Consider the following 15,011-nt stretch of genomic DNA (forward strand, 5'->3'; position numbering starts at 1 on the left):
AGGCAAGGTCAACGGCAACGGTGAAAGCCGACCACAGGCTGCCGGGTGAAAACTGACTCAATTTTGGAAAGGGTTGAATCCGAACTTAAGGAAAGCAAGCCATCCCATTGATCGGATTCAGCAAGAACCGGCCGGAGGAGACGCCGGCCGGTCGGCAATTCATCAGGCGCGCAGCAGCGTCTCGCGAACGAGGCCGATCACCTTTTCCGACTCGACGCCGGTGCAGACGATCTGGCTCGGCAGGCCGTCCCAATCGCCGGGCGGGAAGCGGCGGCCGTCCGGCTTCAAGATCGTCTGGCCGTCGGCAATACCGCCACAGACGACGCGAACAGAACCTGTGATGGTCGAAAAGAGTTCCGGCGCCACGACATAGACGCAGGCGCAGCTGTCGTGGACCATCATTCCGTCATCGACCGCATGCGCGTAGAAATCGATGTAGAACTGCGAGAGATCGTTCAGCAGTTTGACGGCCCTGTCGCCCTCTGCGGCGGCAGCGGCGAGATAGCGCCGGCTCATGGTCGTGACCGCCGTCACGTCGAGGCCGATGACCACAACCTTCCAGGGAGCGGTCAGGACGATGTCGGCAGCTTCCGGATCGCCGTGAATATTGGCTTCTGCGACTGGCGAGACATTGCCCGGCACATAAAAATTGCCGCCCATGATGACGACGGCCTTCACGAGCTTGGCGATCTCCGGATCTTCCTTCAGGGCCAGCGCAAGGTTCGTCATGCGGCCGACGGCAACGAGCGTCACCTCGCCCGGATTGGCGCGCACGGTGTCGACGATGAACCGGTAGGCCGGGCGCGGATCGAGCGGCACATCGACCGTTTCCGGCACGTCGATATTGCCGAGGCCATTGTCGCCATGCACGAAGGTCGGCCAGTCGATCTCCTTGCGCGACGGATCGATCGTCGTACCCGTACCCTTGGCGACGGGGGCTGAAATATTCCATTCGCGCTTCAAAAACAGCGCGTTGCGCGTCGTCGCTTCGATCGAGGCATTGCCGAAAACGGTCGTGATGCCGATCAGATCGACGTCGGGGTGACGATGCAGGAAGAGGAGCGCCATGGCGTCATCGACGCCCGGGTCCGTGTCATAAATGACCTTGTGCATGAGATTTCCTTTTATGCTGTTCGCCGCGTGCCGGAAAACGCCTCGCGAAGTGGCGACACCATAGCGCCCGTTATTCTTTCTGCAACCGCATGCGGGCGATCGCCGCAGTTGCGTGCGCAGATTTGATCTTGGGCACCGCAAGCTCTGCGTTGCGGCCGCAAGCGGCAAGCGCAGCCGACTCGGCAACGCCGTGGCAGCCGACCCGGGCAAAGACGATGTCGGATGGATTCTTAAGGCGCGGCGTCTCTTCCTCAAGGCGTGCGGCACTGAAAAACAGCATCGGCACGCCGAAATGCCTGGCGGCCTCGATAATAGCAGGCTCCCCGGCCCGGCCGTCGATCGACGCGATCGCGGCGAGTTCACCGGGCGCCAGACCGCCCAGCCACAAAACCTCGGCCGCAAGCGCCATGACTTCGTCGGGCGGCGTGCCGCGCTCGCAACCGAGGCCGAGGACATGGCGGCGTGAAATATCGAACGTGATCCCTGTCATCGGCCCTATTTTGAAATGCATGCGTGTCCTTCCAGCCATTGCAGCCGGAAGCCGGAAATGCAACATGGCGCGGACTTCAGTCCTGCCTTCGAGTTCCGCCGTGTCCGATATCGCACCCCATCTTCTTCTTCTCCTCTGCCTTGCCGGCTTTTTTGCCGGCTTTGTCGATGCCATCGCCGGCGGCGGCGGGCTCATTACCGTCCCGGCGATGCTGATCGCAGGGATTCCGCCGCTCCAGACGCTCGGCACGAACAAGGTACAATCCGTTTTCGGAGCAGCGTCCGCGACGATCGCCTATGCGCGCAAGGGCCATGTGAACCTTCGAGAACAACTGCCGATGGCCATGATGGCGGCTATGGGCGGTGCGCTCGGTGCGGCCCTTGCGACGATCGTGCCCGGCGATGTCCTGCGCGCCATCATGCCGGTGCTGCTTATCGCGATCGCGCTCTATTTCGCCTTCAAGCCAAACCTCAACGACCTCGATACCCACCGCCGCATCACGCCTTTCGTCTTCGGCATGACCTTCGTGCCGCTGATCGGCTTTTACGACGGAGTTTTCGGCCCGGGCACGGGTTCCTTCTTCATGCTTTCCTTCGTGACGCTTGCAGGTTTCGGCATGCTGAAGGCGACGGCGCATACCAAGCTTCTGAACCTTGGCTCGAATATCGGCGCGCTCATCGTCTTCGCCTCCTTCGGAGCAACGCTCTGGACGGTCGGGCTGATGATGGGTGTCTGCCAGTTCCTCGGCGCACAGGTCGGCTCACGGCTTGCGATGCGCACCGGCGCCAAGCTCATCAAACCACTGCTCGTGACGGTTTGCATCGCGTTCACGATCAAGCTTCTGTCCGACCCGACGAACCCTCTCCGCCTCTGGAGCCTGGCAATGGCCTCCGATTACCTGCCGGGAAATTGATCCGCCATCAGAACTCCACGCCGGGCTGTCCCTTGATACCGGAGCGGAACGGATGCTTGATCAGCTCCATTTCCGTGACCAGATCGGCGATCTCGATCAGCTCGTCCTTGGCGTTCCGGCCGGTCAGCACGACGTGAGTCATATAGGGTTTCTCGGCCTTGAGAAATGCGGCCACCTCGTTGACGTCGAGATAGTCATAGCGGAGCGCAATATTGATCTCGTCGAGCAGCACCATGGAATTGCGCTCGTCGCGGATCAGTTCCTTCGCCTTCTCCCACGCAGCCCTCGCCGCTGCAACATCGCGCGCGCGGTCCTGCGTCTCCCAGGTGAAGCCTTCGCCCATCGTATGAAACTGACAAACGTCGGAGAAATGCTTCTCGATCAGGTCGCGCTCGCCGGTCCACATCGCGCCCTTGATGAACTGCACGACGGCAGACGGTTTGCGGTGGGCGATATGTCGGAAGATCATCCCGAAGGCGGCCGACGACTTGCCCTTGCCTTTTCCGGTATGGACGATGATCAGGCCTTTCTCGTCGGTCTTCGTGGCCATGATCTTGTCGCGCGCGGCCTTCTTCTTGGCCATCTTTTCGGCGTGACGTGCATCGTCCTTCTCGCCGCTTTCCACTGCTTCTTCGCTCATTGTTCTTCCCTCTAAACCTTATGCCGTTTCTGTGTGACGTGACGGTGCGAGATCGAAGCGCGCCGAATTGCTGCGCGGCGTCCAGAGCCTGCGCTCGATCGCTTCGAGCAGCCGCTCCTTCATGTCCGCAAGCGCCGCCGGGTTCTTCTCCGCCATGAAATCGCGGACTTTCGGATCGGCGACGAAGGCCTGGTAGACGGCCTCGAAATGGTGGTTGCCGACGGCACCCGTCGTCGCTGCAAAAGCGAAGAGGTAATCGACCGTCGCGGCGATCTCGAAGGCGCCCTTGTAGCCATGGCGCATGACGCCATCGATCCATTTCGGATTGACCGCACGCCCGCGCACGACGCGACCGATCTCCTCCTCCAGCGAGCGGATCACCGGCTTTTCGGGCCGCGAGTGATCGTTGTGGTAGATCGCGGGACGTACTCCACCCAGTTGTTCGGCCGCGGCCGCCATGCCGCCTTCGAATTGGTAGTAATCATCGCTGTCGAGCAGGTCATGCTCGCGGTTGTCCTGGTTCTGCACCACGGCCTGGATGGAGCGCAGGCGCTCCTCGAAGACGCCGCGTTCGGCCCTGCCTTCCTCCGCCGCGCCGTAAGCATAGCTGCCCCAGACAAGATAGGATTCCGCCAGATCGGCCCGCCGCTCCCAGCCCTTTTCGTCGATCAAAGCCTGCAGGCCCGCACCATAAGCACCAGGTTTGGAGCCGAAGATGCGGTAGCCGGCGCGTTTCTGTGCGGATGCCTCATCGAGGCCGGCTGCGGCAAGGCGCGCGGCTTCGCCGCGCATGCGGGCGGCGATCGGGTTGTCGGCGGCATCTTCATCCAGAGCACCTACAGCGCGGATTGCCCTGTCAAATAGCGCGATCTGTTCGGGAAAGGCATCCCGGAAGAAGCCGGAGATGCGCAGCGTCACGTCGACCCGCGGGCGCCGGAGCAGCGCAGGCGGAATGATCTCGTAGCCGGTGACGCGCCGCGAGGTCATGTCCCAGACCGGCTTGACGCCGATCAGCGCCAGCGCTTGCGCGATATCGTCGCCGCCGGTGCGCATGTTCGATGTGCCCCAGGCCGTCAGCCCGAACGAGACCGGCCAGTCGCCATGGTCTTGAACGTAGCGCCGGACGAGCAATTCGGCGGATTTTTTGCCAAGTTCGAAGGCTGCAGGCGTCGGAACGGCGCGGCTATCGACTGAGTAGAAATTCCGCCCTGTCGGAAGCACGTCCGGCCGCCCGCGCGTCGGCGCGCCGGAAGGACCGGGAGCGACGAAGCGGCCGTCGAGACCGCGAAGAAGGCCCGCGATTTCAGCCTTGCCGCAGGCGAGGATGGAAGGCTTCAGGCGGGTTTCGATCTCGGTGAGAACCGATTGGGTTGCCGGCCAGTCTGGCGGGCATGGAATTTCACCGGCGACCAGTTCTGCGGCAAGCAATTCGATGCGCTCGACGGTGTCGCCGTTGGTGCGCCAGGGGGTATTGCAGGTCTCTACCAACAGCGAGGGCCGCGGACCGAGCCAGGGCGCCGACATATCGCAATCGAGGGGGTCGAAGGCTAGCGACTGTCCCCCAACGGAGAGAAGGTGGCCCGAAGGGTCGGACGAGACGCAGGGGGCGGAATGTTCGGCCTGGCTGGCGCCTGCTCGTTCGCTCCTTTTGTCGCTTACCCCCTCATCTGTCCTGGCGGACATCGTCTCCCCGCGCAGGAAAAGAGGGAACCCAAAAAACGCATCTGCCGCAATCGCCCGGTGCAGGCTGGCATCGCCCCGCTCGCCCAAACTGCGCGGAACGCGGGCCAGTGCCACCGTGAGATCAGTCAGTAACCGGCCCTGCGGCGCAACACCGAACACATGCAGGCCATCGCGAATCTGCATTTCCTTCAGATCGCAAAGATAGGCGTCGAGCTTCTTGAGCGCCTCGTCCCCGCTCTCGCCTTTGGCGATCCCCGCATCCCGGTCGAGACCAATATCGGCGACGAGATCAAGGATCTGCTTGGCGAGCAGCCGAATGCGCCGCGGGTCGCCGCCGGAGGCCTCGTAATACTCGTCGACCAGCGCTTCCAGGTCCTTCAACGGGCCATAGCTCTCGGCCCGCGTCAACGGCGGCGTGAGGTGATCGATGATCACGGCACTCGAGCGCCGCTTGGCCTGCGTGCCTTCGCCCGGGTCGTTGATGATGAAGGGATAGAGATGTGGCAGCGGGCCGAGGATCGCTTCCGGATAACATTCCGGAGACAGCGCCAGCGCCTTGCCCGGCAGCCATTCCAGATTGCCGTGCTTGCCCATATGGATCACGGCATCGGCGCCGAATTCCTCGCGGAGGAAGGCATAGAAGGCGAGATAGCCATGCGGCGGCACGAGGTCCGGTGAATGGTAGCTTTCCTTCGGATCGATGTTGTAGCCGCGTGCAGGCTGGATGCCGATGAGGAGATTTCCGAAGCGGGTGAAAGGCAGGGCGAAACTGCCGTCTTTGAAATAGGGATCGGACGCCGGGTCCCCCCAGCGGGCGGCAATCTCGTCTTGAATCTTTTTCGGAAGAGATGCGAAGAACGCTTTGTACCCATTCAAGCAAAGCGTCTCGCGGATCACCTTGCCATCGTGTCCGGAATTGGTCGGCCCCTCGGCGAGGTGCCGCATCAGCGCATCGCCATCAGCCGGGAAACCGGAAACAGCGTAACCCGCATCCCGCATCGCCTTCAGCACCTCGATCGTGCTGGCTGGCGTATCGAGGCCGACGCCGTTGCCGAGGCGTCCGTCACGGTTTGGGTAGTTTGCAAGCACCAGCGCGATGCGCCGCCCCGCAAGCTGCCTGTTTCGGAGGCGCGCCCAGTTGGCGGCGAGTTTCGCCGTATAACGCATGCGATCGGTATCCGGCTCGCTGGCGACGATATTGGCCTCGACGGCCGCGTCGTAACGGGCGGCAGACTTGAACGAAACGGCCCGCGCCAGCACGCGGCCATCGACCTCCGGTAGCGCGACGTTCATGCCGAGATCGCGGGCGGAAAGGCCTTGCGATGACGAGGCCCACGCCTCCTTGGATGTGGCGGAGAAAATCGCCTGGAGAACGACGGCGCCGTTTGTTTCAAGCACGCTCGGCGCGCGATCGGCGCCGGGCGCAGACACGGCAAAGCCGGTGGTGTTGATCACCACCTCGGGCGGCGCTTCTGCAAAGATGCGCTCGAGAATGCCGGTCGACAGCGGATCCTTGAGGCTATAGGCGAAGATCGGCAGAGGGCGCAGGCCTTCCGCCGCCAGCGCTTCGATGAGCGCTTCGACGGGGGCCGTTTCGCCGCTTTGCACGAGCGCGCGGTAGAAGCTGATGGCGACGGTGGGTTTGAATCCGGCCTCTTCCTTCGAGTTTGGGATACCGCACGCGGAAACAACTTTCCACTCCTCAACCCCAATCACACCTCGACCCGGCCACCAGATACCCGCCTTCATCAGCGGCGCAGCCGCGCCCGGCTTCTCATCGCCGGAGAGCATCGCCGTCGCGTAATCGAGAAAGCTTCGCGAATTCCCGTCGCCGCCTTCGATCAGATAAGCCCAGAGCGCGTTGAGATCGTTGAGCGGCACGTTCGAAAATGGCGTCAATCCGGCATCCGGCTTCGAATCCCCAGGCAGCACCGCAATCATCGCACCATGCCGCGCCGCGCAGGCATGCAGCGCCTCCAGCGCGTAGTGGAAGTAGCTCGCGCCCCCAAGCGCCCGGACGATGATCAGCTTTGCGCACCTCGCCGTGCGCTCGACATAGGCATCGACGGACATTGGGTGCTTGAGGCTCATCAGGCTGGCGAGCCGGAGCGTGAAAGGCCTTCCGCCTTGCGCGTGAGCCGCGGCGATCGCCGCAAGCTCCGTATCCGCCGCAGACAAAAACAGGATATCGGCGGGCGATTGGCCGAGGTCGATCGCCTCGTCGCCGTCGCTGATCGTTCCTCTCTGGGCAAGAAGCAGATGCATGGCCGAGCCTTAGACGAGTGCCTGGATGGCCTTGCGGACGGTATTCTGATCCATCTCGTGCAATCCGATCACCACAAGCCGTGTGCCGCGCGCTTCGCCCGGCGCCCAAGCGCGGTCGAAATACTGGTCGATACGGCTGCCGACGGCCTGGACCTGCAACCGCATCTGCTTGCCCGCGACATCGGCAAAGCCCTTCAGGCGCAGAACATCGTGCTCGGCAATCACGCCTTTCAGCTTCTCGGTGAAGCCTGCCGGATCGTCGATCGGGCCAAGGTCGACCACGAAGCTGTCGAACTCGTCGTGATCGTGCGGCGTGCCGTCCTCATGCTCCAGCTCGTGATGAGACTTGCGGTTGCCGATGTCCTCTTCAGTACCGATGCCGAGGCCGAGCAGCACGCTTGTCGGAACCTCGCCGTTCCTCGCCTCGATCATCGCCGGCTTGCGGGCGATGCGGGAGGCCACTTCGTGGCGCACGCGGCTGAGCCCTTCGCCGTCAAGGAGATCGGTCTTGTTGAGCACGATGAGGTCGGCGCAGGTCAGTTGGTCCTCGAAGAGTTCTTCGATCGGGCTTTCATGATCGAGCGAGGCGTCGTCTGCGCGGCGCGCATCCACCGCATCGTGATCGTCGGCAAAACGGCCGGCCGCGACGGCCGCGCTGTCGACGACGGTGATGACGCCATCGACGGTCACTTCGCTGCGGATATCCGGCCAGTTGAAGGCGGCAACGAGCGGCTGCGGCAGGGCAAGGCCGGAGGTTTCGATGACGATGTGATCCGGACGCTGGGCGCGCTCGAGAAGCTTCGTCATCGTCGGAATGAAATCGTCGGCAACGGTGCAGCAGATGCAGCCGTTGGTCAATTCGATGATATCGTCCTCAGTGCAGTTTTCCGCGCCGCAGCCCTTCAATACATCGCCATCGACGCCGAGATCGCCGAACTCGTTGATGATCAGCGCGATCTTCTTGCCGCCAGTGTTGGAAAGCAGGTTGCGGATCATCGTCGTCTTGCCGGCGCCGAGGAATCCGGTGATGACGGTTGCGGGGATCTTCTGCTGGCTCATAGGTTCAACCCTTCATTTTCAGCGGCAAACCGGCCGCGATGAAATACACTTCCGCGGCTTCCGCCGCTATCATCTGGTGCAGCCGTCCGGCATGGTCGCGGAAATCCCGGGCCATGCGGTTTTCCGGCACGATGCCGAGGCCGACTTCATTGGAAACGATGACGAGCCGCGCTCTTGCCTTCGGCAACCAAGCGGCAAGTGCTGCGAATTCCGCTGCCATGTCGCGCTCCTCCATGATCAGATTGGTGACCCAGAGCGTCAGACAATCGACGAGGATCGCCCGGTCCTCGCGGTCGATAATGGAAAGACGGGGGACGAGCTCCAGCGGCTCCTCCTGCGTCGTCCAGAGTGGGCCGCGATCGGTTTTGTGGCTCTCGATCCGCTGACGCATCTCCTCGTCCCAGGCCCGGCCCGTCGCAACGTAGTGGCGCTCAAGCCCGCTATCGGCAATCAGCTGCTCAGCAAAACGGGATTTGCCGGAACGCGCGCCGCCGAGGACGAAGGCGGTGCCGCATGTGGGATGAGTCATCTGGAGGCCTGCGGCGTAAGAAACGGCTCTGCCGAGGTATGGCGCAGCCAACCCTCATTCCTGTGCTTGTCACAGGAATCCAGTGCCCCCAAGTCCTTGGGCGCGGAAGACACCCTCGAGATGGCTGTTTCATTTACGGCGCGGACGCGCCGTGGCGGGTTTCTTGTGACAATCCTCGGGTTAAACCCGAGGACAGGAATGCGGGAAGTCGAAAGTGCGGTGTCCCGCAAAGACGCCACAAAATGCGGCATGGAATTCCATCGTTCAGCCATGACAACCTCCGTGCTGGCAGCGGGGAACAATGCCCAGAATGGGCTCTTCGCCCGGCACGCATGGCAGGTCTCCTGGCTCGCGGGTGTCGGCCGACCGGGGCGACCATCTAAGGTCGCCCCTGATCGCGCCAGTGGATCTTCCTCGCCTTCCCGGCTGCATTCTCGTGAAAAGGCGGACGATTCGTAGAAATAGAGGCGTCCTGCCCCGGCTGATCACAATGCATTTCCAGTGGCTTTTCCGGCGCCCCAGCCACTTCACCTGATCCGCAACATGCGAAAGGAGCCGTGAAATGGCCTGAACGCCGGACGGAAGACCCTGACCGCTCTACAGTCGCGGGGTCGGCTGTGATGAAGACGCCCGGCTTGGGTCCGTCCCTTCACATTCCCTTTTCATCCGGAACGGCATCTGCCGTCCCGGAACCATCCGTAAGTAATTCATCGTTAGGCAAGCCGCCTTCCGAAGTCAATTGCGGGCACCCAAATGAAACCGGCGGCGAACAGCTTCCAATTCGCGGTGCCTTTCGCGCCGGGCTTTCGCCACATTTCGGGAGCAAGCGCCCCTCTCGCCCTTGACGCTGTTGGCCGCCACCTAGTTCTTTGCATATGCTCACGAAATTGAATTTCCCGCGCCTCTACCGGCTCTACCGCCTGCTCGACGCCGGGCGGCTTCGTGCGCTTGCCCGCCGCAGTGAAATGGGCATGGTCTTCGCCGGGATCGCCGTCGGCGTGACGTCGGGCCTGGCTGTCACCGGCATGAGCCTCCTCTCGCGCGAGCTGCATCGCTTGATCTTCGGCATCAGCGACATCGAACGGCTGAGTTCATCGCAGACAAACGACAAATTCCTGCTTCTGATGGCGCCGGTCTGCGGCGGGATGCTGCTCGGCCTTCTGTTTTTCATCCTCGCGAGAACCCGCAAGAAGCCCATGGTCGATCCCATCGAAGCGAACGCTTTGCATGGCGGACGGCTGTCGCTGACGGATAGCATCATCGTCGCCGTGCAGAATCTGGTTTCGAACGGCTTCGGCGCCTCCGTCGGCCTCGAGGCGGGCTATGTCCAGCTCGCGGCGGGTATCGCCTCCAAGCTCGGACTGAAGCTGCAGCTCCGCCGTGCAGATCTGCGCGTCCTTGTCGGCTGCGGCGCCGCCGGTGCGATCGCCGCGGCCTTCAACGCACCACTGACAGGCGCCTTCTATGCATTCGAGCTCATCATCGGCACCTACACGATCGTGTCGCTGACGCCGGTCGTCGTTTCCGCGCTCGTCTCGACGCTCGTCGCGCGCCTGCTGGCGGGAAGCGATTTCATGATCGATGTCGGGGAGTTCGGCACGGTGGTTCCGGCTGATTATATCCCTGCCCTGTTGCTTGGCGCCTTCAGCGCCGGCGTCGGCATCCTGATCATGCAGGGCGTAGCCTTCATCGAGGAGCTGGCGCGCAAGAGTTCGGTTCCGACGCCGCTTCGCCCGGCGCTCGGCGGCATCGTCGTCGGCCTTCTGGCGATGATTACGCCGCAGGTGCTTTCGGCGGGCCATGGCGCGCTGCATCTGAACCTTGGCCGTGATGTTGCCATCCCGGTCCTGGTCGGTCTTCTCCTGCTGAAATCCTTCGCATCGGCGATCTCCATCGGTTCCGGCTTCAGGGGCGGCCTCTTCTTCGCCTCACTCTTCATGGGCGCTCTGCTCGGCAAGCTTTTCGCCTATGCTGCCCCCTATTTCGCCCATGCGACGCTGACGCCCGTGATCTATGCCGTGGTCGGCATGAGTTCGCTCGCCGTTGCGGTCATCGGAGGGCCGCTGACGATGACGTTCCTGGCGCTCGAGATAACCGGGGACTTTCCGATCACCGCGCTGGTACTTGCGGCCGTCATCACCTCGTCGCTCGTCGTGCGCAACACGTTCGGCTACTCCTTCGCGACATGGCGTTTTCATCTTCGTGGCGAAAGCATCCGCAGCGCCCATGATGTCGGCTGGATCCGCAATCTGACGGTCGACAAGCTGATGCGCTCGGACGTGAAAACGGCGAAGGTCAGCATCACGATTGATGATTTCAAGAAGGCCTTCCCGATCGGATCGAGGCAGCGCGTCATCCTCGTCGACGACTCCGACAAATATGCCGGCATCGTGCTCGTTCCGGAAATCTACGCGAGCCCGGTTGCCACCGACGACGAGGGCAAGGATCTGAAGGATTTCATCCGCTACCGGAACGACTTCCTGCAGCCGCAGATGAACGCAAAGCAGGCGGCGGCGATCTTTGACAAGACGGAGAGCGAAGCACTCGCCGTGCTCAACAATCTGATCGAGCGCCGCGTCGTCGGCCAGCTCAGCGAAAGCTATACGCTGCGCCGCTACAGCGAAGAGCTCGACCGCAGGCGCCGCGAGGTCTCCGGCGAAATCTAGCCGAGAAGCCCGGCCAGCCAGCCTTTGTCGAGATGGATTTCGAGTTCGTCCGCGACCTCGTCGAGCGCCTGGTCGACGCTTTGACGGTAGCTCCGCCGTTCGCCGGATAGGCCGAAGCTCTCGAGAAGCTTGCCGCGATAGGCATCGCTGCCGAAAAGGCCGTGCAGATAGGTGCCCATGATCCGGCCGCCAGCAGATACCGCGCCATCGGCCACACCGTCGATCACCGCTGATGGCCTGGCGCAGTCCGGCCCGGTCGTGACGCCCAAATGGATCTGGTAGCCGGCAAGCGGAACGCCGTGTTCGGCCGAGACCGCCAGGCTGTTCCGCACGGTCTTTTCCGGCGCCATTTCGGTCTCGACATCAAGCAATCCAAGACCCGGTGTCACAGTGCTCGCCCCCTCGATGCCGAGCGGATCGCGAACCGTGCGCCCGAGCATCTGATACCCGCCGCAGATGCCTATGACGCGCCCGCCACGCCGGATGTGCGTCTCCAGATCGCGGTCCCAGCCGGCAGCGCGCAGATCACGGAGGTCGGCAATCGTCGATTTCGACCCGGGCAGGATCACCAGCGCTGCATCGCCCGGCAGCCGGTCTCCCGGCTTCACGAAGACGAGCTCGACATCGGGCTCGGCACGCAGAGGATCGAGATCGTCGAAATTGGCGATGCGCGGCAGAACCGGTACGGCGATCTTCAACGCACCGGAGGCGCCCCTGGCGAGGCGCTCCAGCACGACGGAGTCCTCCGCCGGCAAGCGGGCGGCGGCCTTCAGCCAGGGCACCACGCCGAAACACGGCCATCCGGTGAAGCGATTGATCGCTGCGTTGCCTTCATCGAAGAGCGAAACATCGCCGCGGAACTTGTTGATGATATAACCGGAAATCATCGCCCGGTCGTCATCCGAAAGGATCGCGTGCGTGCCGGCAAGAGAGGCGATCACGCCGCCACGATCGATATCGCCCACGAGCACGACTGGCACCTTGGCGCGGGTGGCAAAGCCCATATTGGCGATATCGCCGGGACGCAGGTTGATTTCGGCCGGCGAGCCCGCGCCCTCAACGATGACGAGATCGGCGCCTTCCGAGACGATCGTAAAACTCTGCAGGACATGTTCAAGAAGCAGCGGCTTTAACCTCTGGTAGTCACGGGCCTTCGCCTGCCCGAAGACCTTGCCCTGCACGATGATCTGGCTGCCGTTTTCGGATTGCGGCTTGAGGAGAACCGGGTTCATGTGTATCGACGAGGACGTGCGCGCCGCAAGCGACTGCAGCCACTGCGCCCGGCCGATCTCCCCGCCGTCATCGGCAACAGCCGCGTTGTTCGACATATTCTGCGGCTTGAAAGGCTTCACCTTGAGGCCGCGATTGGCCGCAAGCCGGCAAAGCCCGGCAACGAGCACCGTCTTGCCGACATCCGAGCCGGTTCCCTGCAACATGATCGCCTTGGTCATGCGATGAGGCCTACAACGCGGTACGATCCGCGGTCAATCGTCTGTCCGAAATGCGAAAACCGCGCGGGCTGGCGGGCGCCGCGCGGTCTGCCGAAAACTCTGGCGTATTCGCCAATACACGGCGAAACTCGTATTCTCCGGGACGCACTACCTGATCCGGAGAAAGCGGCGGTTGTCCCCCGCCGTGGTTCAACTGATAGCGTGACATTCTTACCGGAGTGTTATTGCGGAACTCAGCAATGGTGGATTTTGACCTTTTTTGACATTTTACCGATTCTCGATCCGCATGCAGTTCATTGAGGTCAAGCTCGATGCAGACTTTCGCTCGTGGATCAGTGGGAATATTAGCTCATTCAAATCAGTCGTTTAGCTCAAAAAAATTCGGCCGCAAGCGGATTTCAATTGCCATGTCAAAGGCGTAGGCTGGGATGTAATCGGAATGTCCCAGGCCGGCGATCGCGATGCAAAAAAACGCATGGCACCTGAAATTGCGACGGCCAAACTGCTGCATGCATTCATTGAACGAACGCATTGGGCGGTTAGTATTACATCCAAAAGCTGCATGTCAGCATCAAAAATCGGGGAACGAGCGATGAAGATCATCCTGGCTTGGCTGTTTATTGCCGTATGTCTCGTCGCCGGCGGCCGCGCCGCGCAGGCTGATTGCGGTAATGTTTCGATCGCGGAGATGAGTTGGGCCTCGGCGGCGATTGCCGCCAATTTCGACAGCTTCATTCTCAAAAACGGCTATGGATGCAATGTCAGGACCGTGGCCGGCGATACCGTGCCCACTTTTGCTTCGATGGATCAGAAGGGCGAACCCGATATCGCACCGGAACTCTGGACCGCGTCCGTCAGGACTCAACTCGAGGCGGCAGTGAAGAGCGGGCGCCTGATCCAGGCCTCCGAGATTTTGTCGGATGGCGCAATCGAAGGCTGGTGGATCCCGAAATTCATCGCCGATGCAAATCCCGACATCCGCTCCGTACAGGATGCCCTGAAACGGCCAGACCTCTTCCCCGCGCCGAAAAATGCCGCCAAGGGCGCCGTCCACAATTGTCCGCCGGGCTGGAGCTGCCGGATTTCGACAGCCAATCTCTTCAGGGCCTTGAACGGCGAGAAGGCCGGTTTCGAGCTGATCGACAGCGAAAGCCCGCAAAGCCTGGACGATTCGATCGGCGCAGCCTTCGACGCCAAAGTTGGCTGGCTCGGCTATTACTGGGCACCAACGGCGATCCTCGGCAAATACGACATGACACGGCTCAGTATGGGTGTCAGCCACGATAAGGCGGAATGGCTGGCCTGCACCTCGGTCGAAGGCTGCGCGCGTCCGCAGCTTAACGCCTATCCCGTCTCCCAGGCCTTTACCGTCGTCACCAAGGCCTTTGCCGACCGTGCCAGTCCGGAACTCGCCTACTTGCGCTCCCGCACCTGGGACAACAACACCATAAACGACATTCTGGCGTGGCAGGACGAAAACCGGGAAAGCAGCGAGAACGCCGCGCTCTATTTTCTGCGCAACTACCCCGAACTCTGGACACGGTGGATGCCGGCTGACGTCGCGGAAAAGGTGAAGGCCGCTCTTTGAGCAATTCCAGCCTCGCGTAGGCTATCGCTCCTAGGCTGACGGCATATTCTAGTCAAACGACTGCCGGGCCATGGCAGCAACGCAATGGATGACCGATGACGCCAGCCGCTTCCTTTCCCGATCGCGACACTGTTGCCAGCAAATTTGCAGGCGCTTCCGAAGCGGACAGGTCGTATCTTGCGCTGCTCATGGAAAATGCAGCGCAGGACGACAGCCTGATCGACGGCTTGCATCGGTATCTGGATCTGGCCGCGGCTGCGCCCTTTCTCAATTCACTGAAACTTGAAAATACCGGAATGTGGGTTGGTGAAGCCGCGCCGGCGCGGCTTCAGATCCGTTTGACCGAAGCGGCGAAATCAAGCCAGCATCCGGCCTATCTTGCTTTCCGCACTGGCCTCAACCGATCGGGCGGCCTCGAACGCGCCTATCCTGCCGCAACGGTCTGAAAAGATTTAGCGGCGTGCGGCGCGGTTGACCGAATGGCCGGCATCCTGCGTCGCGTTGACGGCGTTTGCCGTATCACGGCCCACGCCACGGATGGTATTGCCACAGGAAGAAAGCGCCAGAAGCAGCATCAGCGCTGCGCCGATTTTGACCGTTATCGTCATTTTGGA

General features: G+C 62.0%; 12 protein-coding genes and 1 riboswitch. Of the genes, 4 read left to right on the plus strand and 8 right to left on the minus strand.

Annotated features, from left to right (window positions below; genetic code table 11):
* Positions 1-162: 162 nt before the first annotated feature.
* Both ISN39_RS09770 and ISN39_RS09775 read right to left on the minus strand, forming a co-directional pair.
* A complete protein-coding gene (locus ISN39_RS09770) occupies positions 163-1,113 on the minus strand; it encodes a nucleoside hydrolase (RefSeq protein ID WP_194729911.1) in 951 nt (316 codons plus the stop codon).
* Between the two features lie 70 nt (positions 1,114-1,183).
* Entirely contained in the window at positions 1,184-1,603 is a 420-nt protein-coding gene (locus tag ISN39_RS09775) for a cobalamin biosynthesis protein (protein ID WP_074070300.1), read from the minus strand.
* A 100-nt stretch (positions 1,604-1,703) separates the two neighbouring features.
* Between ISN39_RS09775 and ISN39_RS09780 the strand changes: the two genes are divergently transcribed.
* Positions 1,704-2,516, plus strand: a complete 813-nt coding sequence (locus ISN39_RS09780; RefSeq protein WP_074070299.1) for a TSUP family transporter — start codon at positions 1,704-1,706, stop codon at positions 2,514-2,516.
* 7 nt (positions 2,517-2,523) lie between these two features.
* Here ISN39_RS09780 and cobO read toward each other — a convergent pair whose 3' ends face one another.
* From cobO to cobU, 4 genes are read right to left on the minus strand one after another with little or no spacing between them, the layout of a single operon-like run.
* Positions 2,524-3,156: a cob(I)yrinic acid a,c-diamide adenosyltransferase gene (cobO, locus tag ISN39_RS09785; protein WP_194729912.1), complete on the minus strand. Its 633-nt coding sequence runs from the start codon at positions 3,154-3,156 to the stop codon at positions 2,524-2,526.
* Positions 3,157-3,174: 18 nt separating this feature from the next.
* Positions 3,175-7,104, minus strand: a complete 3,930-nt coding sequence (cobN, locus tag ISN39_RS09790; protein WP_194729913.1) for a cobaltochelatase subunit CobN — start codon at positions 7,102-7,104, stop codon at positions 3,175-3,177.
* Positions 7,105-7,113: 9 nt separating this feature from the next.
* Positions 7,114-8,163: a cobalamin biosynthesis protein CobW gene (gene cobW, locus ISN39_RS09795; RefSeq protein WP_194729914.1), complete on the minus strand. Its 1,050-nt coding sequence runs from the start codon at positions 8,161-8,163 to the stop codon at positions 7,114-7,116.
* Between the two features lie 4 nt (positions 8,164-8,167).
* Entirely contained in the window at positions 8,168-8,692 is a 525-nt protein-coding gene (cobU, locus tag ISN39_RS09800) for a bifunctional adenosylcobinamide kinase/adenosylcobinamide-phosphate guanylyltransferase (RefSeq protein WP_194729915.1), read from the minus strand.
* A 316-nt stretch (positions 8,693-9,008) separates the two neighbouring features.
* Positions 9,009-9,404, minus strand: a riboswitch (cobalamin riboswitch).
* 163 nt (positions 9,405-9,567) lie between these two features.
* Here cobU and ISN39_RS09805 point away from each other — a divergent pair.
* Positions 9,568-11,358, plus strand: a complete 1,791-nt coding sequence (locus ISN39_RS09805) for a chloride channel protein (protein ID WP_194729916.1) — start codon at positions 9,568-9,570, stop codon at positions 11,356-11,358.
* Here ISN39_RS09805 and ISN39_RS09810 read toward each other — a convergent pair.
* Entirely contained in the window at positions 11,355-12,809 is a 1,455-nt protein-coding gene (locus ISN39_RS09810) for a cobyric acid synthase (protein ID WP_194729917.1), read from the minus strand. The genes ISN39_RS09805 and ISN39_RS09810 overlap by 4 nt on opposite strands.
* Before the next feature lie 592 nt (positions 12,810-13,401).
* Here ISN39_RS09810 and ISN39_RS09815 point away from each other — a divergent pair.
* Both ISN39_RS09815 and ISN39_RS09820 read left to right on the plus strand, forming a co-directional pair.
* Positions 13,402-14,397 carry a glycine betaine ABC transporter substrate-binding protein gene (locus tag ISN39_RS09815; protein WP_194729918.1) on the plus strand — a complete coding sequence of 332 codons (996 nt, stop codon included), beginning with the start codon at positions 13,402-13,404 and terminating at the stop codon, positions 14,395-14,397.
* Between the two features lie 95 nt (positions 14,398-14,492).
* Positions 14,493-14,843, plus strand: a complete 351-nt coding sequence (locus ISN39_RS09820; RefSeq protein WP_194729919.1) for a hypothetical protein — start codon at positions 14,493-14,495, stop codon at positions 14,841-14,843.
* Between the two features lie 6 nt (positions 14,844-14,849).
* On the opposite strand, the gene ISN39_RS09825 is transcribed toward ISN39_RS09820, so the two are convergent.
* Positions 14,850-15,005 carry an entericidin A/B family lipoprotein gene (locus ISN39_RS09825; protein WP_039845170.1) on the minus strand — a complete coding sequence of 52 codons (156 nt, stop codon included), beginning with the start codon at positions 15,003-15,005 and terminating at the stop codon, positions 14,850-14,852.
* Between the last annotated feature and the right edge of the window lie 6 nt (positions 15,006-15,011).

The sequence above is a fragment of the Rhizobium sp. 007 genome (assembly GCF_015353075.1).
GTDB lineage: Bacteria > Pseudomonadota > Alphaproteobacteria > Rhizobiales > Rhizobiaceae > Rhizobium.